The 24,309-nt window shown below is 59.9% G+C and carries 25 protein-coding genes; all 25 read left to right on the top strand.

Annotated elements, in window-relative coordinates:
* Positions 1-25 precede the first annotated feature (25 nt).
* The 25 genes from fliE to ACA056_RS20875 all read left to right on the top strand — a co-directional run bounded on the left by fliE (position 26) and on the right by ACA056_RS20875 (position 24,303).
* A complete protein-coding gene (gene fliE, locus ACA056_RS20995; RefSeq protein WP_140681984.1) occupies positions 26-355 on the top strand; it encodes a flagellar hook-basal body complex protein FliE in 330 nt (109 codons plus the stop codon).
* Positions 356-369: 14 nt separating this feature from the next.
* Positions 370-2,154, top strand: coding sequence for a flagellar basal-body MS-ring/collar protein FliF (gene fliF, locus ACA056_RS20990; protein ID WP_497267459.1), 1,785 nt, complete (start codon positions 370-372; stop codon positions 2,152-2,154).
* Complete coding sequence (gene fliG, locus ACA056_RS20985; protein WP_007948903.1) at positions 2,147-3,166, top strand: flagellar motor switch protein FliG; 1,020 nt, start codon at positions 2,147-2,149, stop codon at positions 3,164-3,166. The genes fliF and fliG overlap by 8 nt, the downstream gene beginning before the upstream one ends.
* 7 nt (positions 3,167-3,173) lie before the next feature.
* Entirely contained in the window at positions 3,174-3,983 is an 810-nt protein-coding gene (gene fliH, locus ACA056_RS20980; RefSeq protein ID WP_497267457.1) for a flagellar assembly protein FliH, read from the top strand.
* A complete protein-coding gene (gene fliI, locus ACA056_RS20975; protein ID WP_046046383.1) occupies positions 3,973-5,331 on the top strand; it encodes a flagellar protein export ATPase FliI in 1,359 nt (452 codons plus the stop codon). The genes fliH and fliI overlap by 11 nt, the downstream gene beginning before the upstream one ends.
* A gap of 6 nt (positions 5,332-5,337) precedes the next feature.
* Positions 5,338-5,787: a flagellar export protein FliJ gene (gene fliJ / locus ACA056_RS20970; protein WP_497267455.1), complete on the top strand. Its 450-nt coding sequence runs from the start codon at positions 5,338-5,340 to the stop codon at positions 5,785-5,787.
* A 96-nt stretch (positions 5,788-5,883) separates the two neighbouring features.
* Positions 5,884-6,189 carry an STAS domain-containing protein gene (locus ACA056_RS20965; protein WP_123364550.1) on the top strand — a complete coding sequence of 102 codons (306 nt, stop codon included), beginning with the start codon at positions 5,884-5,886 and terminating at the stop codon, positions 6,187-6,189.
* 5 nt (positions 6,190-6,194) lie between these two features.
* Positions 6,195-7,901 carry an ATP-binding SpoIIE family protein phosphatase gene (locus ACA056_RS20960; protein ID WP_497267453.1) on the top strand — a complete coding sequence of 569 codons (1,707 nt, stop codon included), beginning with the start codon at positions 6,195-6,197 and terminating at the stop codon, positions 7,899-7,901.
* A 30-nt stretch (positions 7,902-7,931) separates the two neighbouring features.
* Positions 7,932-8,300, top strand: a complete 369-nt coding sequence (locus ACA056_RS20955; protein WP_497267451.1) for an Hpt domain-containing protein — start codon at positions 7,932-7,934, stop codon at positions 8,298-8,300.
* An 83-nt stretch (positions 8,301-8,383) separates the two neighbouring features.
* A complete protein-coding gene (locus tag ACA056_RS20950) occupies positions 8,384-9,748 on the top strand; it encodes a flagellar hook-length control protein FliK (protein WP_497267449.1) in 1,365 nt (454 codons plus the stop codon).
* A 229-nt stretch (positions 9,749-9,977) separates the two neighbouring features.
* A complete protein-coding gene (fliL, locus tag ACA056_RS20945; protein ID WP_282479817.1) occupies positions 9,978-10,478 on the top strand; it encodes a flagellar basal body-associated protein FliL in 501 nt (166 codons plus the stop codon).
* A 9-nt stretch (positions 10,479-10,487) separates the two neighbouring features.
* Complete coding sequence (gene fliM / locus ACA056_RS20940; RefSeq protein ID WP_497267447.1) at positions 10,488-11,456, top strand: flagellar motor switch protein FliM; 969 nt, start codon at positions 10,488-10,490, stop codon at positions 11,454-11,456.
* A gap of 72 nt (positions 11,457-11,528) precedes the next feature.
* Positions 11,529-11,987, top strand: coding sequence for a flagellar motor switch protein FliN (gene fliN / locus ACA056_RS20935; RefSeq protein ID WP_129442187.1), 459 nt, complete (start codon positions 11,529-11,531; stop codon positions 11,985-11,987).
* Positions 11,988-12,434, top strand: coding sequence for a flagellar biosynthetic protein FliO (fliO, locus tag ACA056_RS20930; RefSeq protein ID WP_309676313.1), 447 nt, complete (start codon positions 11,988-11,990; stop codon positions 12,432-12,434).
* Positions 12,434-13,192, top strand: a complete 759-nt coding sequence (fliP, locus tag ACA056_RS20925) for a flagellar type III secretion system pore protein FliP (RefSeq protein WP_497267444.1) — start codon at positions 12,434-12,436, stop codon at positions 13,190-13,192. Before fliO ends, fliP begins: the two co-directional genes overlap by 1 nt.
* Positions 13,189-13,458 (top strand): flagellar biosynthesis protein FliQ, encoded by a 270-nt coding sequence (fliQ, locus tag ACA056_RS20920; protein ID WP_007948918.1) that lies wholly within the window; start codon positions 13,189-13,191, stop codon positions 13,456-13,458. Before fliP ends, fliQ begins: the two co-directional genes overlap by 4 nt.
* Before the next feature lie 3 nt (positions 13,459-13,461).
* Entirely contained in the window at positions 13,462-14,244 is a 783-nt protein-coding gene (gene fliR, locus ACA056_RS20915; protein ID WP_497267442.1) for a flagellar biosynthetic protein FliR, read from the top strand.
* Between the two features lie 3 nt (positions 14,245-14,247).
* Complete coding sequence (gene flhB, locus ACA056_RS20910; RefSeq protein ID WP_497267440.1) at positions 14,248-15,387, top strand: flagellar biosynthesis protein FlhB; 1,140 nt, start codon at positions 14,248-14,250, stop codon at positions 15,385-15,387.
* Between the two features lie 129 nt (positions 15,388-15,516).
* Positions 15,517-17,646 (top strand): flagellar biosynthesis protein FlhA, encoded by a 2,130-nt coding sequence (gene flhA, locus ACA056_RS20905; protein WP_497267438.1) that lies wholly within the window; start codon positions 15,517-15,519, stop codon positions 17,644-17,646.
* Between the two features lie 11 nt (positions 17,647-17,657).
* Positions 17,658-18,986: a flagellar biosynthesis GTPase FlhF gene (gene flhF, locus ACA056_RS20900; RefSeq protein ID WP_497267436.1), complete on the top strand. Its 1,329-nt coding sequence runs from the start codon at positions 17,658-17,660 to the stop codon at positions 18,984-18,986.
* A 116-nt stretch (positions 18,987-19,102) separates the two neighbouring features.
* Complete coding sequence (gene fleN, locus ACA056_RS20895) at positions 19,103-19,933, top strand: flagellar synthesis regulator FleN (protein ID WP_007975361.1); 831 nt, start codon at positions 19,103-19,105, stop codon at positions 19,931-19,933.
* A complete protein-coding gene (gene fliA, locus ACA056_RS20890; protein ID WP_074874576.1) occupies positions 19,930-20,670 on the top strand; it encodes an RNA polymerase sigma factor FliA in 741 nt (246 codons plus the stop codon). Before fleN ends, fliA begins: the two co-directional genes overlap by 4 nt.
* Before the next feature lie 167 nt (positions 20,671-20,837).
* Positions 20,838-21,209, top strand: a complete 372-nt coding sequence (locus ACA056_RS20885) for a chemotaxis response regulator CheY (protein WP_003183998.1) — start codon at positions 20,838-20,840, stop codon at positions 21,207-21,209.
* Between the two features lie 30 nt (positions 21,210-21,239).
* Entirely contained in the window at positions 21,240-22,028 is a 789-nt protein-coding gene (locus ACA056_RS20880) for a protein phosphatase CheZ (RefSeq protein WP_046046370.1), read from the top strand.
* A gap of 37 nt (positions 22,029-22,065) precedes the next feature.
* Positions 22,066-24,303, top strand: a complete 2,238-nt coding sequence (locus ACA056_RS20875) for a chemotaxis protein CheA (protein ID WP_497267432.1) — start codon at positions 22,066-22,068, stop codon at positions 24,301-24,303.
* Positions 24,304-24,309: the final 6 nt, after the last annotated feature.

The following is a 24,309-nucleotide window of genomic DNA, read 5'->3' as shown; positions in this document are numbered from 1 at the left end:
ACGTAGCTCGTCAAAGAGAGAAGCCATGAGCCAAGGTATTGAATTCAATCGATTGATGCTGGACATGCGTTCCATGCAAATGGATGCCATGTCTGCGTCGAAATCGACTGCCGCTGTTCCTGAACTGGGTGGCAGCAGCTTTTCCGACATGCTCGGTCAGGCCGTCAATAAAGTGAACGAGACGCAGCAGGCGTCCAGTCAGTTGGCCAGTGCCTTCGAGATTGGCAAAAGTGGCGTCGACCTGACGGACGTGATGATTTCATCGCAGAAGGCCAGCGTGTCTTTTCAAGCGTTGACCCAAGTACGCAACAAGCTGGTTCAGGCGTACCAAGACATCATGCAGATGCCGGTTTAAGGACGAATTGAGTCATGGCAGAAGCAGTCGCTGATAATGTTCCGGCCAAGGCCACTCCAATAGACGGCAAGCCGCCGCTGTTCGGGTTGTCCTTCCTGGAAAACCTCTCCGAGATGACCATGTTGCGTCAGGTAGGCCTGTTGGTCGGCCTGGCTGCGAGCGTGGCGATTGGCTTTGCCGTGGTGTTGTGGTCCCAGCAGCCGGACTACCGGCCTCTGTACGGCAGTCTTGCCGGTATGGACGCCAAACAGGTCATGGATACCCTGGCCGCAGCCGACATTCCCTATACCGTTGAACCGAACTCCGGTGCCTTGCTGGTCAAGGCCGATGACCTGTCCCGTGCGCGAATCAAACTCGCGGGCGCTGGTGTCACTCCCAGCGATGGCAACATCGGTTTTGAAATTCTCGACAAGGACCAGGGCCTGGGCACCAGCCAGTTCATGGAAGCGACCCGTTATCGTCGGGGTCTCGAAGGCGAACTGGCCCGCACCATCTCCAGCCTGAACAACGTCAAGGGTGCTCGCGTGCACTTGGCGATTCCGAAAAGTTCGGTGTTCGTGCGCGATGAGCGCAAGCCGAGCGCCTCGGTTTTGGTGGAGCTGTATTCCGGACGTTCGCTGGAGCCGGGCCAGGTACTGGCGATCATCAACCTGGTGGCCACCAGTGTTCCTGAACTCAGCAAATCCCAGATTACCGTCGTCGACCAGAAGGGCACGCTGCTCTCGGATCAGGCGGAAAACTCCGAGCTGACCATGGCCGGCAAGCAATTCGATTACAGCCGTCGCATGGAAAGCATGCTGACCCAGCGCGTGCACAACATTCTGCAACCGGTGCTGGGCAACGATCGCTATAAAGCCGAAGTCTCGGCCGATGTGGATTTCAGTGCCGTCGAGTCGACCTCCGAGCAATTCAACCCGGACCAACCGGCGTTGCGCAGCGAGCAGTCGGTCAACGAACAACGTACCGCCAGTAATGGCCCACAAGGTGTGCCGGGTGCCCTGAGCAACCAGCCGCCGTCGCCTGCCTCCGCACCGCAAACCACCGGTGGCGCTACCGCGTCGGCCGGCATGGTGCAGCCAGGCCAGCCACTGCTGGATGCCAACGGTCAGCAAATCATGGACCCGGCCACCGGCCAGCCTATGCTTGCACCGTACCCGGCGGACAAGCGTCAACAGTCCACCAAGAACTTCGAACTCGACCGTTCCATCAGCCACACCAAACAACAGCAGGGCCGTTTGAATCGCCTCTCGGTGTCGGTGGTGGTGGATGACCAGGTCAAGATCAACGCGGCCAACGGTGAAACCACCCGTGCGCCGTGGACCGCCGATGAATTGGCGCGCTTCACTCGCCTGGTACAGGACGCCGTCGGCTTTGACGCCAGCCGTGGCGACAGCGTCAGCGTGATCAACATGCCGTTCTCCGCCGAGCGCGGTGAAGTGATTGCCGATATTCCGTTCTACTCCCAGCCTTGGTTCTGGGACATCGTCAAGCAAGTGCTGGGTGTCTTGTTCATTCTGGTGCTGGTGTTCGGTGTGCTGCGTCCGGTGCTCAACAACATCACCGGCGGCGGCAAAGACAAACAGCTAGGCATCGGCAGCGACGTCGAGCTGGGTGGCATGGGCGGCCTGGACGGCGAACTGGCCAACGACCGCGTCAGTCTCGGTGGCCCGACCAGCATTCTGCTGCCGAGCCCGAGCGAAGGCTATGACGCACAGTTGAACGCAATCAAGAGTCTGGTGGCAGAAGATCCGGGTCGCGTGGCCCAGGTCGTGAAAGAGTGGATTAACGCAGATGAGTGATAACCGAGCCGTTGCCGCCAAACTGTCCAAGGTCGACAAAGCCGCGATCCTGCTGCTGTCCCTGGGTTCTACCGACGCCGCCCAAGTGCTGCGCCACATGGGGCCCAAAGAGGTCCAGCGTGTGGGTGTGGCCATGGCCCAGATGGGTAACGTGCACCGCGAGCAGGTCGAGCAGGTGATGAGCGAGTTCGTCGACATCGTCGGCGACCAGACCAGCCTCGGCGTCGGCTCCGACGACTACGTGCGCAAAATGCTCACCCAGGCGCTGGGCGAAGACAAGGCCAACGGCCTGATCGACCGGATCCTGCTGGGCGGCAACACCAGTGGCCTCGACAGCCTGAAGTGGATGGAGCCACGCGCCGTCGCCGACGTGATCCGTTACGAGCACCCGCAGATCCAGGCGATCGTGGTGGCGTATCTCGATCCGGACCAGGCCGGTGAAGTTCTGGGTAACTTTGACCACAAGGTGCGTCTGGACATCATTCTGCGGGTTTCCTCGCTGAACACTGTGCAGCCAGCGGCCCTGAAAGAACTCAACCAGATTCTCGAGAAGCAGTTCTCCGGCAACTCGAATGCCTCGCGCACCACCCTGGGTGGCATCAAGCGCGCGGCGGATATCATGAACTTCCTCGACAGCTCGATCGAAGGTCAGCTGATGGACTCGATTCGCGAAGTCGACGAAGACCTGTCCGGTCAGATCGAAGACCTCATGTTCGTGTTCAACAACCTGTCCGATGTCGACGATCGCGGCATTCAGGCGCTGCTGCGCGAAGTGTCCTCCGACGTGCTGGTGCTGGCCCTCAAGGGTTCGGACGAAGGCGTCAAAGAGAAGATTTTCAAGAACATGTCCAAACGGGCGGCCGAACTATTGCGCGACGACCTCGAGGCCAAAGGCCCGGTGCGCGTCAGCGACGTGGAAACGGCGCAAAAAGAAATCCTCACCATTGCCCGCCGTATGGCCGAAGCCGGAGAAATCGTTCTCGGCGGGAAGGGCGGCGAAGAGATGATCTAAGGTCACTATGTCGTCCAAACATGATGAGTCCAACACCGACCTGATCCGTGGCAAGGACGTCGGTGGTTTCGACGTCTGGTCGCTGCCCAGTTTCGATCCGTTCGTGCCGGAACCCGAGCCGGAACCTGAGCCCGAGCCGCCGGAGATGGAAGAAGTGCCACTGGATGAAGTCCAGCCACTGACCCTCGAAGAGCTCGAAAGCATTCGTCAGGAGGCCTACAACGAGGGCTTCGCCACGGGCGAAAAAGAAGGTTTCCACAGCACCACGCTCAAGGTCCGTCAGGAAGCCGAGGTGGCCCTGGCCGCCAAGATTGCCGCTCTGGAGCAGCTGATGGGGCATTTGTTCGAGCCTATCGCCGAGCAGGACACCTTGATCGAAAAGTCCCTGGTCGACCTGGTGCAGCACATCACCAAACAGGTAATTCAGCGCGAACTCGCCATTGACTCGACGCAGATCGAACACGTCATGCGTGAAGCCCTCAAGCTCTTGCCGCTGGGCGTGGGCAATGTGCGGCTGTACATCAATCCGCAAGATTTCGAACAGGTCAAAGCCCTGCGCGAGCGCCATGAAGAAAGCTGGCGCATCGTCGAGGACGAGGCATTGTTGCCCGGCGGTTGCCGGGTCGAAACTGAACACAGCCGTATCGACGCCACGGTCGAAACCCGCGTTGCGCGGGTCATGGACAAGCTCTTCGATCAGTTGCATGAACAGGCCTTGCACCCGGCCGAGCCGGATTTGAGCCTGGAACTGCCGATCAGTGACAAGCCAGCGGTCGCACCGGTCGAACCCGAACTGGACGTTCCCGATGCGCCTTGATCGCACCAGCTTCGCCAAGCGCCTCGGCAGCTACGCCGAGGCTACGGAGCTGGAAGGCGCGCCGATCCTTGAAGGCCGCTTGCTGCGCATGGTCGGCCTGACCCTCGAAGCCGAGGGCTTGCGCGCCGCCATGGGCAGCCGCTGCATGGTCATCAACGACGACAGTTATCACCCGGTGCAGGTCGAAGCCGAAGTCATGGGCTTCTCCGGCAGCAAGGTGTTTCTGATGCCGGTCGGCAGTGTTGCCGGCATCGCTCCCGGTGCCCGTGTGGTTCCTCTGGCTGATACCGGCCGTCTGCCAATGGGCATGAGCATGCTCGGGCGGGTGCTCGATGGCGCCGGTCGTGCGCTGGACGGCAAGGGCGGGATGAAGGCCGAAGACTGGGTGCCGATGGACGGCCCGACCATCAACCCGCTCAAGCGCGAACCGATCAGCGAGCCGCTGGACGTGGGCATTCGCAGCATCAACGGTTTGTTGACGGTCGGTCGCGGTCAGCGTCTGGGCCTGTTCGCCGGTACTGGCGTGGGCAAGAGTGTGCTGCTGGGCATGATGACCCGCTTCACCGAGGCCGACATCATCGTCGTCGGGCTGATCGGTGAGCGGGGTCGTGAAGTTAAAGAATTCATCGAGCACATCCTCGGCGAAGAAGGCCTCAAGCGTTCGGTCGTGGTGGCGTCCCCGGCGGACGATGCGCCGCTGATGCGTCTGCGCGCGGCGATGTACTGCACCCGAATCGCTGAGTATTTCCGCGATAAGGGCAAGAACGTCCTGTTGCTCATGGACTCCCTGACCCGTTTCGCCCAGGCCCAGCGGGAAATCGCCCTGGCCATCGGCGAGCCGCCGGCGACCAAGGGTTATCCGCCATCGGTGTTCGCCAAACTGCCGAAACTGGTGGAGCGGGCCGGTAACGCGGAGAAGGGCGGTGGTTCGATCACCGCGTTCTACACCGTACTGTCCGAAGGCGATGACCAGCAGGATCCGATTGCCGACGCCGCACGAGGCGTGCTCGACGGGCACATCGTGCTGTCCCGGCGCCTCGCCGAGGAAGGTCATTACCCGGCCATCGATATCGAAGCGTCCATCAGCCGGGTCATGCCGTCGGTGGTTACGCCGGAACACATGATGCGCGCCCAGTATTTCAAGCAGCTGTGGTCGCGTTACCAGCAGAGTCGAGACTTGATCAGCGTCGGCGCCTATGTCGCGGGTGGTGATCGGGAAACCGACCTGGCGATCTCCCTGCAACCGCAGCTGGTGAAATACCTGCGCCAGGGCCTGAACGACAGCATCAGCCTGGGCGAAAGCGAAGCCTATCTCGGCACTATCTTCGCCCCCGCGGCCGGCGGCTAACCGGCCATGGCCCAGAGCCGAGCCTCGCGCCTGGCCCCCGTGGTCGAAATGGCCGAAAAGGCCGAGAAAACCGCGGTCCTGCGTCTGGGCCACTTTCAGGGGCAAGTCCGTCTGGCCGAAAGCAAACTTGCCGACCTCGAAGCCTTTCGTCTCGACTATCAAGAACAATGGATCGTGCGCGGCAGCAGCGGCGTGTCGGGCCAATGGCTGCTGGGTTATCAAGGTTTCCTGGCGCAACTGGGGACCGCCATCGACCAGCAGCGACAAAGCCTGGTATGGCATGAAAACAACCTGAACAAGGCGCGGGAATCCTGGCAGCAGGCGTTTGCACGGGTCGAAGGCTTGCGCAAACTGGTGTTGCGCTACATGGATGAGGCGCGGCGGCTGGAAGACCGGCGTGAGCAAAAGCTGCTGGATGAGTTGTCCCAGCGGTTGCCGCGTCAGGATCCGTATTGATCAGGCAGGTTTCAACCGTTTTCCCGCCTTGCTCCTGCCCTCGCCAAGTGCTAAACCTTGTACACGTACGTTCACCCATGACAAGGAAGCCGTTAAATGTCAGTTGTTACAGAAGTATCCCAAGATGGGCAAAAGCTGACGATATCGGTCAAGGGACGATTCGATTTCGCCAAGCATCAGGAATTTCGTGAGTCCTACGAAAATCTTCAGCCAAAACCCGAGTCCTTCGAAGTAGATCTGAAAGACGCCACCTACCTCGACAGCTCAGCGCTCGGCATGCTGTTGCTATTGCGTGATCACGCTGGTGGCGAGAATGCCGAGATCACGTTGACCAACGCTAACGCAGATGTGCGCAAGATCCTCGCCATCTCCAACTTCGAACAAATCTTCGACGTGGCGTGACCGCCATGCAGTCCTTGTTCGAACCGCTGACGATCCTGATCGCCGAAGACAGCGCGGCCGATCGCATGCTGCTGTCGACCATCGTCCGTCGCCAGGGGCATGAGGTGCTGACGGCCGCCAACGGTGCCGAAGCCGTTGAAGCGTTTCGCCAGCAGAGACCGCAACTGGTGCTCATGGACGCGATGATGCCGGTGATGGACGGTTTTGAGGCGGCGCGGCAGATCAAGGTGTTGGCAGGGGAAACCCTGGTGCCGATCATCTTCCTCACCTCGCTGACCGAAAGCGAAGCGCTGGCCCGCTGTCTGGAGGCCGGGGGCGACGACTTTCTGGCAAAACCCTACAACCAGGTGATCCTCGCCGCCAAGATCAAGGCGATGGACCGCTTGCGGCGGTTGCAGGCCACGGTGTTGCAACAGCGTGACCAGATCGCCAGACACCACGACTACCTGCTCAACGAGCAGCGGGTGGCCAAGGCCGTGTTCGACAAGGTGGCCCACTCCGGCTGCCTGAGTGCACCGAATATTCGCTACCTGCAATCGCCCTATGCGTTGTTCAACGGCGATCTGCTGCTGGCCGCGTTTACCCCGGCCGGCGACATGCACGTGCTGCTCGGCGATTTTACCGGTCATGGTTTGCCGGCCGCGGTCGGTGCCATGCCCTTGGCCGAAGTTTTCTATGGCATGACCGCCAAGGGTTACGGCCTGTCAGAAACCCTGCGCGAGATGAATGCCAAGCTCAAGCGCATCCTGCCGGTGGACATGTTCTGTTGTGCAACGCTGCTGTGCCTGAGTTTTCAGCGACGCTCGGTGGAGGTCTGGAACGGCGGAATGCCGGACGGTTACCTGCACAGCGTCGCCAGCGGTGAGCGAACGCCGCTGACGGCTCGGCATTTGCCGCTCGGCGTGCTGAGCCCGCAATCCTTTGATTACCGCACCGAGGTGTTTCCGATGGCGGTCGGGGATCGGGTCTTCCTGTTGTCCGACGGGGTGATCGATACCTGCGATGCCAACGAACAGTTGTTTGGTGTGGAGCGATTGCAGCAGGTGTTTGCGGCCAATCGTCAGCCTGATGAGCTGTTCGAAGATATCGAGCAGGCGTTGCGGGACTTTCGCGGCGAGGCCCGAGATGACGTGAGCATGGTCGAGGTCAGTCTGCTGGAGGCCGCACAACTGAGCCCGCCGGCGCTGGTGTATTCCGACAGTGGTCAGTCCTGCCCGCTGGACTGGTCAGTGAGTTTCGAATTTCGCGCCGCCACGCTCAAACGCTTCAATCCGCTGCCGTATCTTCTGCAATTGCTGCTTGAGGTCCACGGTTTGCGGGCTCAGAGCGGGGCGCTCTACAGTGTTTTGGCTGAACTGTATTCCAATGCCCTGGAGCATGGGGTACTGGGGCTGGATTCGGCGCTCAAGCGCGATGCCTCGGGTTTTACCCGCTATTATCAACAACGCAATACACGCCTGGACGAGTTGCAGGACGGCTTTGTGCGGGTGCATTTGCAGGTGACACCCAAGGGCGAGGGCGGGTGCCTGACTGTTCGGGTTGAAGACAGTGGCAAGGGTTTTGATGTCGCGCGGGTGATGGAGCGGCCTGTCGATGGTGTCCGTCTGTCGGGACGTGGCGTCAGTCTGATCCGTCAGCTGGGCCACAATGCGAGTTGGTCCGACGATGGTCGGAGTGCCCGCGTGGAGTTTTTCTGGGAGGCTCTGGCATAATCCACGCATTCTTGATCAAGGAGTGAGCAAGTGGCTGACACACACCTGGACCGCGACGTGCTGAACGCGTTGCAAGAGGTCATGGAGGATGAGTATCCGATGTTGCTGGATACCTTTCTCGCCGATTCCGAAGAGCGTTTACGCATCTTGCGAAAGGCTGAAGATGCCGCGCAACTCATGAATGCAGCCCATAGCTTCAAGGGCAGCAGCAGCAACATGGGTGCCATTCGCCTGGCTGAGTTGTGCCATGAGCTGGAGCTGCGCGCCAAGCAAAAAAGCCTCGCCGGCATTGAAAAACTGGTGGGCGAAATTGATGACGAATTTGCGTTTGTCCGGCCGCTCTATGAGGCCGAGCGTCAGCGTTCTCTCTCTGCCAATGAGACCGTCCGGCGCTTTTAGCGCCTGTCACTAAAACCTGGCGCGACCTTTGCACTAATCTCCGCCAACTGTACCTACGATCCCAGTGCAGCGGAGACCGTTCCATGCCCGTTACCCCCAATATGCTTCTTCAGGCCGCCGCGCAGGCCAAGACTCAAGTCGCTTCCGCCAATACACCGGCGCTGGCCGCTGAGCCTGGGGACAAGGCATCCAGCTTCGCTCAGGTCTACGCCAATCAAGCCCGGAACAAACCCTCTGCGGTGGGTGATGGATCGGCCAAGCCGATACGCGATAAAGCGCCGGACAGCCCCGATAAAAAGGACGTCAGCAACGACAAGTCTGCCGCCCCGGAACCTGCGGTTGCCGATAGCGGCAAATCCTTGCCCGCCGATAAACCGGCGCAGGCTGACGACAAGGCTGCCAGCGATGATGCGTCGGAGGTTGGCGAAACGCATGTGGTCGACACCGCGTCTGTTGATCCAACCCTCGATCCTTCGTTACTGCCACCGTTGCAGGCAGTGGTGACAACCCCCGTTCCGGAAGCTCCGCCAGTGGTCGCCACCGTGCAGCCGCAGGTCGAAGCGCCAGTGGCTGCGGCAGTGACGGCGGCGCCAGCTGCTGCTGCAACGGCGGATAGCGATTTCGACCCCGAAGCGGATCCTCTCGATGCATTGCCGGCCGTGCGTATGGCCATGGAGCAGGGCGGCCATATTTCGGCTGCGAGTCAGGCCCAGCCCAAAGCGGCACCGACCTCGGCCCAGGCCCAGGCTGACGGCGAGTCAACCTCGGCGCAGACCTTCGCCGCAGGCATGGCAAGCATGCTCGATGTGCAAGCCGACAAGGACAGCACCGGCCAGGGCAGCGACAAGGCCTTCAGTGGTCTTATCGATGACGGTCTCAAGGACCTGAAGTCCGCGAGTAGCGATACCCGGGTCGACGATTTCGCCAACCGTCTGGCGGCACTGACCCAGGCGGCCACGCCGAAAACCGCCAACGCATTGCCGGTGAATCAACCGATCGCCATGCATCAGAGCGGCTGGACCGAAGAAGTAGTGAACCGGGTCATGTACCTGTCCAGTGCCAATCTCAAGGCGGCCGACATCCAGTTGCAACCGGCTGAACTGGGGCGCCTGGACATTCGGGTGAACATGGTTCCGGATCAGCAGACCCAGGTGACGTTCATGAGTGCCCATCCAAGCGTTCGCGAAGCGCTGGACGGGCAGATGCATCGCTTGCGTGACATGTTTGCGCAGCAGGGCATGGGCCAGGTCGACGTCAATGTGTCCGACCAGTCCCGTGGCTGGCAGGGGCAGGAACAGGCTCAACAGGGTCAAAGCCAGGGTGGGCGCACCAACGCCAGCGGTGGTCGTCTCGACTCGATGGATGAAGAGCTTGCGCCAACAGTTGCCGAAGTAGCGGCCAGCACTACCAGCGTCATCGGCTCCAGCGCCGTCGATTATTACGCCTGATAAAGCCCGACACCAATCCCTGTGGGAGCGAGCTTGCTCGCGATGGGGGCGCAACAGTCAACGACGATGTTGAATGTTATGGCCTCATCGCGAGCAAGCTCGCTCCCACAGGGGATTTGCGATGTTCTTCAGATTGCCGTCACCATCTCCCTACAGACACTTCTGGCATAACACTTGCTCTTGCCTTGCCGTGCGACTGTGAAAACCCGAATAGTGACGGATTATTGGCATGGCGAAGAGCGAAGCAGCAGTAAAAGACCCCGCAACCAAAGGCAAACTCAAGCTGATCATCGCGGTCGTGGTGGCCCTGCTGCTGGCGATCGGTTTGTCCGTGGGAGCGACCTGGTTCTTCATGCACAGCGCCCAGAGCAAGCCTGCCGCCGCGGCTGAAACCGCCCCGGTCGGCAAGCAGCCAGCGATTTTCGAGCCCATGGCGCCGGCCTTCGTGGCCAATTACAACCAGAACGGCCGTCAGCGCTACATGCAGGTGAGCATCACCATGCAGGGTCGCAATCAGGCCGATCTGGAAGCGCTCAAAGTCCACATGCCTGTCATCCGCAACAACCTGGTCATGCTGTTCTCCGGCCAGGACTTCGCCACCCTGGCGTCGCCGGTCGGGCAGGAGATGTTGCGTCAGAAAGCCACGGCCAGCGTCCAGGAAGTAGCGCAGAAAGAACTCGGCAAAGTGGTCATCGAACAGTTGCTTTTCACTAATTTCGTACTGCAGTAGGAACACGACATGGCCGTGCAGGACCTGCTGTCCCAGGATGAGATCGATGCGCTGTTGCATGGTGTCGACGATGGTCTGGTACAGACCGATACCGCTGCCGAACCCGGCAGTGTCAAAAGTTACGACCTGACCAGCCAGGATCGCATCGTCCGTGGACGCATGCCGACCCTGGAAATGATCAACGAACGTTTCGCCCGTTACACCCGCATCAGCATGTTCAACATGCTGCGCCGCTCGGCGGACGTTGCCGTCGGTGGCGTGCAGGTGATGAAGTTCGGCGAATACGTGCACTCGCTGTACGTGCCGACCAGCCTCAACCTGGTCAAGATCAAACCGTTGCGCGGTACCGCGTTGTTCATCCTCGACGCCAAACTGGTGTTCAAACTGGTGGACAACTTCTTCGGCGGCGACGGCCGTCACGCGAAGATCGAAGGGCGTGAATTCACCCCCACTGAACTGCGTGTGGTACGCATGGTGCTGGAACAGGCCTTCGTCGATTTGAAAGAAGCCTGGCAGGCGATCATGGAAGTGAACTTCGAGTACATCAACTCGGAAGTGAACCCGGCCATGGCCAATATCGTCGGCCCGAGCGAAGCGATTGTGGTGTCGACCTTCCACATTGAACTCGATGGCGGTGGCGGTGACCTGCACATAACCATGCCGTACTCGATGATCGAGCCAGTGCGCGAAATGCTCGACGCCGGCTTCCAGTCGGACCTCGACGATCAGGACGAACGCTGGGTCAACGCCTTGCGTCAGGACGTGCTGGACGTTGACGTACCGATCGGTGCCACGGTTGCCCGTCGCCAGTTGCGCCTGCGGGACATTCTGCACATGCAGCCGGGGGACATTATCCCGGTCGAGATGCCGGACGAGATGATCATGCGCGCCAACGGCGTGCCTGCGTTCAAGGTCAAGATGGGGTCGCACAAAGGCAACCTCGCGTTGCAAGTGATCGAGCCGATCGAGCGCCGCTGACCGGCGCTCCAAACCCCCTGTGCTTTTAACTGACGGCTCCTGATTGAATGGATGCCCGCCGAGGACAAATTGATGGCTAACGATATGAACACCCAGGACGACCAGGCGCTGGCCGATGAATGGGCTGCTGCCCTGGAAGAAACCGGCGACGCCGGGCAGGACGACATCGACGCCTTGCTGGCCGCTGACGCCGCCAGTTCGCCGTCCAACCGTCTGCCGATGGAAGAGTTCGGCAGCGTGCCGAAAAACAACGAACCGGTCACCCTCGACGGTCCGAACCTGGACGTGATTCTCGATATCCCGGTGTCGATTTCCATGGAAGTCGGCAGCACTGATATCAACATCCGTAACCTGCTGCAGCTTAACCAGGGTTCGGTGATCGAGCTCGATCGTCTGGCCGGTGAACCGCTGGACGTGCTGGTCAACGGCACGCTCATCGCTCACGGTGAAGTAGTGGTGGTCAACGAGAAGTTCGGCATCCGCCTGACTGACGTGATCAGCCCAAGCGAACGCATCAAGAAGCTGCGCTGAGTGAAAAAGGTTCTGGGGTTTGTGCTGGCGTTGCCGTTCAGTGTTCTGGCTGCCGAGCCGGTAGCGACCGCTACTGCGGCTGCCGCGCCGGCGGTCAGCAGCGGTGTGGCCGGGCAATTGACGCAGTTGGTGTTCGGTTTGCTGCTGGTGCTGGGGTTGATCTTTTTCCTCGCCTGGTTGCTGCGTCGGGTCCAGCAGGCCGGACCAGCCGGCAAGGGGCAGGTGATCGAGCTGATCGGTTCCCGCGCGCTGGGCCCTCGCGACCGGTTGATGCTGGTGCAGGTCGGTAACGAGCAGATTCTGCTTGGCTTGAGCCCCGGCACCATCACCGCGTTGCACGTGCTCAAGGAGCCGGTGCAAGTGCCCGGCGGGACTGAAAAAGCGACCCCCGAGTTTGCCCAGCGCCTGATGGAGCTGATGGGCAAGGATCATAAGGATAAGAAGTAATGGGTGCGCTACGCATCGTCTTGACGCTGGCCCTGATGCTGGGCGCGCCGCTGGCGTTCGCCGCCGATCCGTTGTCGATCCCGGCGATTACCCTGGGTACCAATGCCGAAGGCGCTCAGGAGTATTCGGTCAGCCTGCAAATCCTGCTGATCATGACTGCGCTGAGTTTTATCCCGGCGTTCGTCATGCTGATGACCAGTTTCACCCGGATCATCATCGTCTTCTCGATCCTGCGTCAGGCCCTCGGCCTGCAACAAACGCCGTCGAACCAGATCCTCACGGGCATGGCGCTGTTCCTGACCCTGTTCATCATGGCGCCGGTATTCGACCGGGTTAATCAGGATGCCTTGCAGCCGTATCTGGCGGAGAAACTCACCGCTCAAGACGCCGTGGCCAAGGCTCAAGTGCCGATCAAGGATTTCATGCTCGCCCAGACTCGCAGCAGCGATCTGGAGTTGTTCATGCGCTTGTCCAAACGCACTGATATCGCGTCGCCGGATCAGGCGCCGCTGACGATTCTGGTTCCGGCGTTCGTCACGTCGGAGCTGAAAACCGCGTTCCAGATTGGCTTCATGATCTTCATTCCGTTCCTGATCATCGATCTGGTCGTGGCCAGTGTGCTGATGGCGATGGGTATGATGATGCTCTCGCCGCTGATCATTTCCCTGCCATTCAAGATCATGCTGTTCGTGCTGGTGGATGGCTGGGCGTTGATCATCGGTACGCTGGCGAGCAGCTTCGGCGGTGTATCGCCATGACGCCAGAAGTTGCGGTAGACATCTTCCGGGAAGCACTGTGGCTGACCACCATGATGGTTGCCGTGCTGGTGATTCCGAGTTTGCTCGTGGGTCTGTTGGTGGCGATGTTCCAGGCTGCCACCCAGATCAACGAACAGACCCTGAGCTTCCTGCCGCGCCTGCTGGTGATGCTGGTGACGTTGATCGTCGCCGGTCCGTGGCTGGTGCAGACCTTCATGGAATACATCCTGCAGTTGTACGGCAGTATTCCTCAGGTCATCGGTTAAACCATGTCGCTGCTCCAGCTGACCGATACCCAGATCAGTACCTGGGTGGCGACGTTCATGCTGCCGCTGTTTCGTATCGGTGCCTTGCTGATGGTCATGCCGGTTTTCGGTACGAGCCTGGTACCCACGCGAGTGCGCCTTTATTTCGCCCTCGCGATCACGGTAGTGATTGCCCCCGGGTTGCCGCCGATGCCGCCGGTCAACGCGCTGGACTTGAGCGGGCTGCTGCTGATTGCCGAGCAGATCCTCGTCGGTGCAGTGCTGGGTTTCTCCTTGCAGCTGTTCTTCCAGGCCTTCGTGGTCGCCGGGCAGATCGTCTCCATTCAGATGGGCATGGGCTTCGCTTCGATGGTCGATCCTACCAACGGCGTTTCGGTGGCGGTGATCGGGCAGTTCTTCACCATGCTTGTGACGCTGCTGTTCCTGGCCATGAATGGCCATCTGGTGGTCTTCGAAGTCCTCACCGAAAGCTTCACCACGCTGCCGGTCGGCAGCGGATTGATGGTCAATCATTTCTGGGAACTGGCCGGCAAACTGGGTTGGGTTCTCGGGGCGGCGCTGATGCTGGTGCTGCCGGCAATCACCGCGCTGCTGGTGGTCAACATCGCGTTTGGCGTGATGACCCGGGCGGCACCGCAACTCAACATTTTCTCCATCGGCTTCCCGTTGACCCTGGTGCTCGGGTTATTCATCGTCTGGGTCGGGCTGGCGGATATCATTAATCAGTACCAACCGCTGGCCTCCGAGGCCTTGCAGTGGCTACGCGAACTGGCAAAGGCGCGCTGAGTCATGGCTGAGAGCGAAAGCGGTCAGGACAAAACAGAAGACCCCACGGACAAAAAGAAAAAGGACGCCCGTGAGAAGGGAGAGATTGCGCGCTCCAAAGAGCTGAATACCCTGGCGATCATGCTCGCCGGCGCTGGTGGTCTGTTGATTTTCGGTGGTGCGCTGGCGCAGGACCTGATGGAACTGATGCGCCTGAACTTCTCGCTGTCGCGGGAGGTGCTGTTGGATCAGCGCTCCATGGGCACCTACCTGCTGCATTCGGGGCAGATTGCCTTGTTGGCGATTCAGCCAGTGATGATCACTTTATTGCTCGCCGCTCTGATCGGGCCGATTTCGCTGGGTGGTTGGCTGTTCTCCGCCGGCACCATGGCGCCCAAGTTCAGCCGCATGAACCCCGGTGCCGGCCTCAAGCGCATGTTCTCGTCCAAGGCCATAGCTGAACTGCTTAAGGCCCTCGCAAAATTTTTCATCGTGTTGTTCGTAGCCCTGGCGGTGTTGTCCTCGGACATCGATGACCTGCTGCGCATCGCCCATGAACCCTTGGACATGGCGATCATTCACAGCCTGCAAGTGGTCGGCTGGAGCACCCTGTGGATGGCCTGCGGGCTGATCATCATCGCCGCCGTGGACGTGCCGATACAGCTCTGGGAAAGCATCAAGAAACTGAAGATGACCAAGCAGGAAGTGCGCGACGAGCACAAGGACCAGGAAGGACGGCCGGAGGTCAAACAACGGATTCGCCAGCTGCAGCGCGAAATGTCCCAGCGCCGGATGATGGCGGCGATCCCCGACGCCGATGTGGTGATCACCAACCCGACTCACTACGCCGTAGCGCTCAAGTACGATCCGGACAAGGGTGGGGCGCCGATGCTGATCGCCAAGGGCAGCGATTTCCTGGCCTTGAAGATTCGTGAAATCGCTGTGGCCAACGAAGTGCTGCTGCTTGAGTCGCCGGCACTGGCGCGTTCGATCTACTACTCCACCGAACTTGATCAGGAAATCCCTGGCGGGCTCTACCTTGCCGTCGCCCAGGTGCTCGCTTACGTCTACCAGATCCGCCAGCACCGCGCCGGCAAGGGTAAACGCCCGGATCCGCTCAAGCATGATTTGCCGATTCCGCCGGATCTGCGGCGCGATTCCTGATGGCTGCTACGGGTACTCATTAAACCCCTCTGTTTCGCGTCTCTGCAAAAGTTGGAAGGCTTCTTGCAGTAGCGGCTCTGCGCCTGCTTCAGGCGTCAAAAGTTTGCTTTAAAGGAACGGGGAAAACCGGTGGATCGCTCTCAGTTATTCAACAGTGCTCGCACAAACGTTGCCGACTTAAGTCGAGGCAATCTGGGTGTGCCGTTGTTGCTGCTGGTCATGCTGGCGATGATGATGTTGCCGATCCCGCCGTTCCTGCTGGACGTGTTCTTCACGTTCAACATTGCCTTGTCGATCGTGGTGTTGCTGGTCTGTGTTTACGCGTTGCGGCCGCTGGATTTCGCGGTGTTCCCGACCATTCTGCTGGTGGCGACTCTGTTGCGCCTGGCGCTGAACGTCGCCTCCACGCGAGTGGTGATGCTCCACGGTCAGGACGGTCACGCCTCCGCCGGTAAGGTGATCCAGGCCTTTGGCGAGGTGGTGATCGGCGGTAACTACGTGGTCGGTATCGTCGTCTTCGCGATTTTGATGATCATCAACTTCGTCGTGGTGACCAAAGGCGCCGGGCGGATTTCCGAGGTGAGCGCGCGTTTCACCCTCGATGCGATGCCCGGTAAACAAATGGCCATCGACGCCGACTTGAACGCCGGCCTGATCGACCAGAACCAAGCCAAACTGCGCCGGATGGAAGTGGCACAGGAAGCCGAGTTCTACGGTTCCATGGACGGTGCCAGCAAGTTCGTCCGCGGTGACGCCATTGCCGGCCTGCTGATTCTGTTCATCAACCTGATCGGCGGCATGGCGGTCGGTATCTTCCAGCACGGCATGACCTTCGGCGATGCCGGTCGGGTGTACGCCTTGTTGACCATCGGTGACGGTTTGGTGGCGCAATTGCCATCACTGCTTTTATCTACAGCTGCAGCGATCATGGTGACCCGTGCTTCCGGTTCGGAAGACATGGGCAAGCAGATCAATCGCCAGATGTTCGCCTCGCCCAAAGCGTTGGCCGTGGCGGCGGGTTTGATGGCGGTAATGGGCCTCGTGCCGGGCATGCCGCACTTTTCCTTTCTCAGCATGGCAGCCCTGGCGGCTGGCGGCGCGTACCTGTTCTGGAAGAAGCAGAACGTGGTCAAGGTTCAGGCACTGCAAGAGGTCAAGCGACAACAGGAACTGCTGCCATCGCCAGCCCGCGCTCAGGAAACCAAGGAGCTTGGCTGGGATGACGTCACTCCGATCGACATGATCGGCCTGGAAGTCGGCTACCGGCTGATTCCGCTGGTGGACCGCAATCAGGGTGGTCAGTTGCTGGCGCGGATCAAGGGCGTGCGCAAGAAGCTGTCCCAGGATCTGGGCTTCCTGATGCCGACCGTGCATATTCGTGACAACCTCGACCTGGCGCCGAGTGCCTATCGCCTGACCCTGATGGGGGTGATCCTCGCTGAGGCGGAAATTTACCCGGACCGCGAACTGGCAATCAATCCGGGCCAGGTCTACGGCACGCTCAATGGCATTACCGCCAAAGATCCGGCTTTCGGTCTGGAGGCGGTCTGGATCGAAATCAGCCAGCGTGCCCAGGCACAATCCCTCGGTTACACCGTGGTCGATGCCAGTACGGTAGTGGCAACCCACTTGAACCAGATTCTGTACAAGCACTCGAGCGAGTTGATCGGTCACGAAGAAGTGCAGCAACTCATGCAATTGCTGGCCAAAAGCTCGCCGAAGCTGGCTGAAGAGCTGGTGCCGGGCGTGGTGTCGCTGTCGCAGTTGCTCAAGGTTTTGCAGGCTTTGCTGGCCGAACAGGTGCCAGTACGGGACATTCGCAGCATTGCCGAAGCCATCGCCAACAATGCCAGCAAGAGTCAAGATACTGCCGCGCTGGTGGCCGCGGTGCGCGTCGGCGTATCCCGCGCAATCGTCCAAAGCATTGTAGGCACTGACTCCGAGCTACCAGTGATCACTCTGGAGCCAAGGTTGGAACAAATATTGCTCAATAGTCTTCAGAAGGCAGGACAAGGCTCGGAAGAGGGCGTTCTGCTGGAGCCAAGCATGGCTGAGAAACTGCAACGCTCGTTGATCGATGCGGCGCAGCGTCAGGAAATGCAAGGTCAGCCGGTGATTCTGCTGGTAGCCGGTCCGGTTCGCGCGATGCTGTCGCGATTCGGCCGATTGGCAGTCCCGGGTTTGCATGTGTTGGCTTACCAGGAAATTCCTGACAACAAGCAAGTGACCATCGTTGCGACAGTAGGGCCCAACGGCTGAGGTAGTGGTTTATGCAAGTTAAGCGTTTTTTCGCCGCCGATATGCGTCAGGCCATGAAGCTGGTTCGTGATGAGCTGGGCGCTGATGCCGCCATCATTGGCAACCGCCGGATCGCCGGTGGTGTCGAGCTGACGGCTGCCCTGGATTACAAATTGTCGGCGCTGGCTCCGCGCGTTCCGAACATGGAACTCGAAGACGAGCTGCGCAAGACCCAATCGCGGATCGTCACCGCCCAGGCCGAACTGAGCCTGCGCAGCGATGGCGAGAGCGACAAGTCCACCAATCGCCAATTGTTCGCCGGCCTGCCACTGACCGCCGCCGAGCCGCTGATCGAGCCGACCTACACCGAGCCCCGTCGTCCTGCACCGGCTGCGGCACCTGTCTCTGGTGGCGTCGACCCACGGGCGTTCGACTCGATGCGTTTCGAACTCAACAGCCTGCGCGAACTGATGGAAGTGCAACTCGGCTCTCTGGCCTGGAATCAGCTGCAAGGCAGCCGTCCGGCCCAGGCCAACCTTTGGCGTCGCCTGCAACGCATTGGTCTGTCCGGCCCGTTGTCACGCGATTTGCTGGCGCTGATTACCGATATTGAAGAACCTCGTCAGGCCTGGCGCATGTTGCTGGCGCACCTGGCGCGGATGATCGCCACACCGGAAATCGAGCCTCTGGAAGAGGGCGGCGTGATTGCCATGGTCGGCCCTGCCGGCATGGGCAAGACCACCACCCTGGCCAAACTCGCCGCCCGTTACGTGCTCAAGTACGGCGCGCAGAATATCGCGTTGGTGAGCATGGACAGCTACCGCATTGGTGCTCAGGAACAACTCAAGACGTTGGGCCGGATTCTCAATGTGTCGGTGACGCATGTCGATCCGGGCCAATCGCTGGTGCAGGCGATGGAGCCTTTGCTGCGCAAACGCGTGGTGCTGATCGATACCGCGGGCCTTCAGGCCAGCGATCCGGCACTGCGCATGCAGCTCGAAAGCCTGGCCGGTCGTGGCATCAAATCGAAAAATTATCTGGTTTTGGCAACCACCAGCCAGAAACAGGTTCTAACGGCCGCTTATCACAGTTACAAGCGTTGTGGGCTCGCTGGCTGCATCCTGACTAAACTGGATGAAACGGCAAGTCTGGGCGAGGTGTTGAGCTTGGCCATCAGTCATGAATTGCCGGTGGCCTACCTGACCGATGGCCCGCGGATTCCGGATGATTTGCATCTACCGCGTCGTCATCAGTTGGTCAGTCGCGCCGTCAGCGTGCAAATGCAAGAAGAACCCAGCGAAGAAGCCATGGCCGACATGTTCGCTGATATTTACCACAGCCCGACCAAGCAGGTCGGCTGAGGTATTAATGAACAGTTTTTGTACCTACATCGATGGTCTGCCATGCATTGTTCAGTTAGTGAACGCGCAGCCAGTAATGTGGCCTCCGTCTAAGTAAGACAAGGTAAAGAAAATTCATGGGCAGCATGCATCCCGTACAGGTGATCGCGGTGACCGGCGGCAAAGGTGGCGTCGGGAAGACTAACGTGTCAGTGAACTTGTCCCTGGCTCTAGCAGAGCTCGGTCGACGCGTCATGCTGTTGGACGCCGATCTGGGGCTGGCGAACGTCGACGTCCTGCTGGGACTGACACCCAAACGAACTTTGGCCGACGTGATCGAAGGCCGCTGCGAGCTGCGCGACGTACTGTTGCAGGGCCCTGGCGGCATTCGCATCGTCCCGGCCGCGTCCGGCACACAGAGCATGGTTCATTTGAGCCCGGCGCAACACGCCGGCCTGATCCAGGCGTTCAGCGATATCGGTGACAACCTCGACGTGCTGGTGATCGACACCGCGGCGGGCATTGGTGAATCGGTCGTCAGTTTCGTTCGCGCAGCGCAAGAAGTCTTGCTGGTGGTCTGCGACGAACCGACCTCGATTACCGACGCCTACGCACTGATCAAACTGCTGAACCGCGATTACGGCATGAACCGCTTCCGCGTCCTGGCCAACATGGCCCAGAGTCCGCAGGAAGGGCGCAACCTATTCGCCAAGTTGACCAAGGTCACGGATCGCTTCCTTGACGTCGCCTTACAATACGTCGGCGCGGTGCCTTACGACGAAAGCGTGCGCAAGGCTGTGCAGAAGCAGCGCGCCGTTTACGAAGCCTTCCCGCGGTCCAAGTGCTCACTGGCGTTCAAGGCCATTGCACAGAAGGTCGATACCTGGCCGCTACCTGCCAACCCGCGTGGGCACCTGGAGTTTTTCGTCGAGCGCCTCGTGCAACAAACCGCAGGACCTGTGCTATGACAGCCGGTGGCTATAACCTCTACAAGAAGTCGGCACGTGACGCGCAGTACGAGCTGATCGAGCGTTACGCGCCACTGGTTAAACGCATTGCCTACCACTTGCTGGCGCGTCTGCCAGCCAGTGTCCAGGTCGAAGACCTGATCCAAGCCGGGATGATCGGCCTGCTTGAAGTGTCGACCAAATACGACGCCAGCAAAGGCGCGAGTTTCGAGACGTACGCGGGCATTCGAATCCGCGGCGCGATGCTCGATGAAGTACGCAAGGGGGACTGGGCGCCACGTTCGGTCCACCGCAATACCCGGATGGTCAGCGACGCGATTCGCTCGATTGAAGCTAAAACCGGTCGTGACGCTAAAGATCACGAGGTTGCGGCCGAACTCCAATTGAGTCTCGACGATTATTACGGGATTTTGAACGACACCCTGGGCAGCCGGTTATTCAGTTTCGACGATCTGTTGCAGGACGGCGAACACGAAGGGCTGCACGAGGATGGCGCCAGTGCTCATCTCGAGCCGTCACGCGATCTGGAAGATGAACGCTTCCAGGCGGCGCTGGCGGACGCGATTGCCAATTTGCCGGAGCGTGAGCGACTGGTGTTGGCGCTGTACTACGACGAAGAGTTGAATCTCAAGGAAATCGGTGAGGTCCTGGGGGTCAGCGAATCTCGGGTCAGCCAGTTACACAGCCAGTGCGCGGCCCGTTTGCGGGGGCGTTTGGGGGAGTGGCGAGCGCGCTGAAGGCAGTGTGGGGACACTGCGAACGCGGCTGGTGGGGTGTTGAACCTTACCGGTCCCGATCTGTTGTGCTCCAGACAGTCATTGAGTGCTTTGCCGGATTGATTGAAATGGCGCGTCCAGGTGCTGGGCGCGTTTAAGACTGCTTGGAGGTCGAATTGGACAAGAACATGAAAATCCTCATCGTTGATGACTTCTCAACGATGCGGCGGATCATTAAAAACCTGTTGCGTGACCTTGGGTTCACCAACACGGTCGAGGCCGACGATGGCACTACCGCCATTCCGGTTCTCAACAGCGGCAGCATCGACTTTCTGGTAACAGACTGGAACATGCCTGGCATGACCGGTATCGACCTGCTGCGCCACGTGCGTGCCGATGAAAAGCTCAAGCACCTGCCGGTGCTGATGGTGACCGCTGAAGCCAAGCGCGAGCAGATCATCGAGGCAGCCCAGGCCGGTGTTAACGGCTATGTGGTCAAGCCCTTCACGGCCCAGGCGTTAAAAGAAAAAATCGAGAAGATTTTCGAACGCATCGGTTGATGTGCGAAGCCACTGCGCCACGGGGGAGCTATGGAGCATAACGAGTCTTCACAGGGCGATTTCGAATCGACTCTGAAAAAACACGCGGTCGAACTGGTCGAAAGCCTTGAAAAAGGCAGGTTCGGCGACGCTGTGCAACTGATCCATGAGCTCAATCAGACCCGTGACCGTGGCCTGTATCAGGAAGTGGGCAAGCTCACCCGCGAGCTGCATAGCGCGATCGTCAATTTCCAGATTGACCCGCACATGCCGCAAGCGGAGGAAGTCTCGCAGATCACGGATGCCACCGAGCGTCTGGGTTATGTGGTCAAGCTGACCGAGGCTGCTGCCAACCGCACCATGGACCTGGTGGAAAACGCCACGCCGCTGGTCAACGGCCTGAGCAACGAAGCCCAGGCCTTGAGCACCGATTGGGGACGGTTCATGCGTCGCGAAGTCGGGGCTGAAGAGTTCCGCGAACTGGCCCGGCGAGTCGACGGTTTCCTGACACGCAGCAGCGAAGACAATCGCGTTGTGTCGAGCAACCTCAACGACATTCTGCTCGCTCAGGATTACCAGGACCTCACCGGTCAGGTGATCAAGCGTGTGACCCAATTGGTCACCGAAGTTGAAAGCAACCTGCTCAAGCTCGTGCTTATGGCCAGTCAGGTGGACCGCTTTGCGGGCATCGAACATGACCGTGAAGCGATGCTGGCAGAAAAAGATCCGCAAAAACATCTCTCTCAGGGTGAAGGTCCGCAGATTCATGCCGATAAAAGAGAAGACGTTGTGTCCGGTCAGGACGATGTGGACGATTTGCTATCCAGTCTTGGATTTTAGGTTTTTAGGTTTTTAGACCTTTAGGAGCACCCCCTTAATGAGCTTCGGCGCCGATGAAGAGATCCTTCAGGATTTCCTGGTTGAGGCCGGCGAGATTCTAGAGCAACTGTCCGAACAGCTGGTCGAGCTTGAAAGCCGACCCGATGATGCGGACTTGCTCAATGCAATTTTTCGCGGTTTTCACACTGTAAAAGGAGGCGCCGGCTTCCTCCAGCTCAACGAGCTGGTGGAGTGCTGTCACATCGCCGAGAACGTGTTCGACATCCTGCGCAAGGGTGAACGTCGCGTCGACTCGGAACTGATGGACGTGGTTCTCGAAGCGCTGGATGCGGTGAACGGCATGTTTACCGAAGTCCGCGAGCGCAGCCCGATCACGGCTGCCACGCCAGAATTGCTTGCGGCACTGGCCCGCCTGGCCGAGCCGCAAACCGCCGATGAAACGGCACCGGTCGCCGAGGTGGTGGAACAACCTGCCGCCGAGAGCGAATCGGGTGACATCACCGATAACGAATTCGAACAACTGCTGGACTCGCTGAACGCCGTCAAGGCTCAGGCAGAAGCCCCGGCAGCTGTGCCAGCGCCGAGCAGTAATGCGTCGGCCAGCGACGAAATAACCGATGCCGAGTTCGAGTCGTTGCTCGATCAACTGCACGGTAAAGGCCAGTTCGCCGTCGATGCGGTAGCCCCGGCGCCAGCCGCACCGGCTGCCCCGAAAGCGGCAGGCGACAGCTCCGATATCACCGACGACGAGTTCGAAGCACTGCTCGATCAGCTGCACGGCAAGGGTAACTTTGCCGTTGATGCGCTGGAATCGGCCATTGCTGCGGTCCCGGCCCCGGCTGCGCCAACCGCTAAAGCGGCTGGCGGCGATCTGATCTCCGATCACGAGTTCGAATCGCTGCTCGACGAATTGCACGGCAAAGGCAAGTTCACCGAGGTTGGCACTGGCGCAGTGGTTTCTGCTCCTGTCGCCAAGGCGCCAGCACCGGCTGCGAAACCCGTTGCCAAAGCGCCCGAGCCTAAAGCCGAAGCGCCGAAGCCTGCCGCTGCTGCTGCCCCGGCCCGTGCCCCGTCCGCGCCGCCACCGGAAAAACCGGCCAGCGAAGCCGAGACCACCGTACGGGTCGATACCGCTCGTCTCGACGAAATCATGAACATGGTCGGCGAGTTGGTACTGGTGCGTAACCGCTTGGTCCGTCTGGGCCTCAACAGCGGCGACGAAGCCATGTCCAAGGCCGTGTCGAACCTCGACGTGGTCACGGCCGACCTGCAAACCGCGGTCATGAAGACCCGGATGCAACCGATCAAGAAGGTCTTCGGGCGCTTCCCGCGTCTGGTTCGCGACCTGGCTCGCCAACTCAAGAAAGAGATCAACCTGGAACTGGTCGGCGAAGAAACCGACCTCGACAAGAACCTCGTCGAGGCCCTGGCCGATCCGCTGGTCCACTTGGTGCGCAACTCGGTCGACCACGGTATTGAAGAGCCGGCCGAGCGTGAAGCGATGGGCAAGCCTCGCAGCGGCAAGGTGATCCTGTCCGCTGAACAGGAAGGCGACCACATCCTGCTGTCCATCTCCGATGACGGCAAGGGCATGGACGCCGATGTTCTGCGCGGCATTGCCGTGAAGAAAGGCTTGATGGACAAGGATGCAGCGGATCGCCTCAGCGAATCCGATTGCTTCAACCTGATCTTCGCGCCGGGTTTCTCGACCAAGACCGAAATTTCCGATGTCTCCGGACGCGGCGTGGGTATGGACGTGGTGAAAACCAAAATCGCCCAGCTCAACGGCACCATCAATATCTATTCGACCAAGGGCAAGGGCTCGAAGATCGTCATCAAGGTCCCGTTGACCCTGGCGATCATGCCCACGCTGATGGTCATGCTCGGCAACCAGGCGTTTGCGTTCCCGCTGGTGAACGTCAACGAGATCTTCCACCTCGACCTGTCGCGCACCAACGTGGTGGACGGCCAGGAAGTGGTGATCGTGCGGGACAAGGCGCTGCCATTGTTCTACCTCAAACGCTGGCTGGTCAGCTCCGCCGCTCACGAAGAGCAGCGCGAAGGCCATGTGGTGATCCTTTCGGTGGGCACTCAGCGGATCGGCTTCGTCGTCGATCAACTGGTGGGCCAGGAAGAAGTGGTCATCAAGCCATTGGGCAAAATGCTCCAGGGAACCCCGGGCATGTCCGGCGCCACCATCACCGGTGACGGCCGCATTGCGCTGATTCTCGATGTTCCGAGCATGCTCAAGCGTTACGCCGCACGGCGTATTTGATTCTGG

It is taken from the genome of Pseudomonas sp. LBUM1666, from assembly GCF_059695775.1.
The sequence above is the reverse complement of the archived record's forward strand: the minus strand, read 5'-3'. Positions and strand labels throughout refer to the sequence as shown.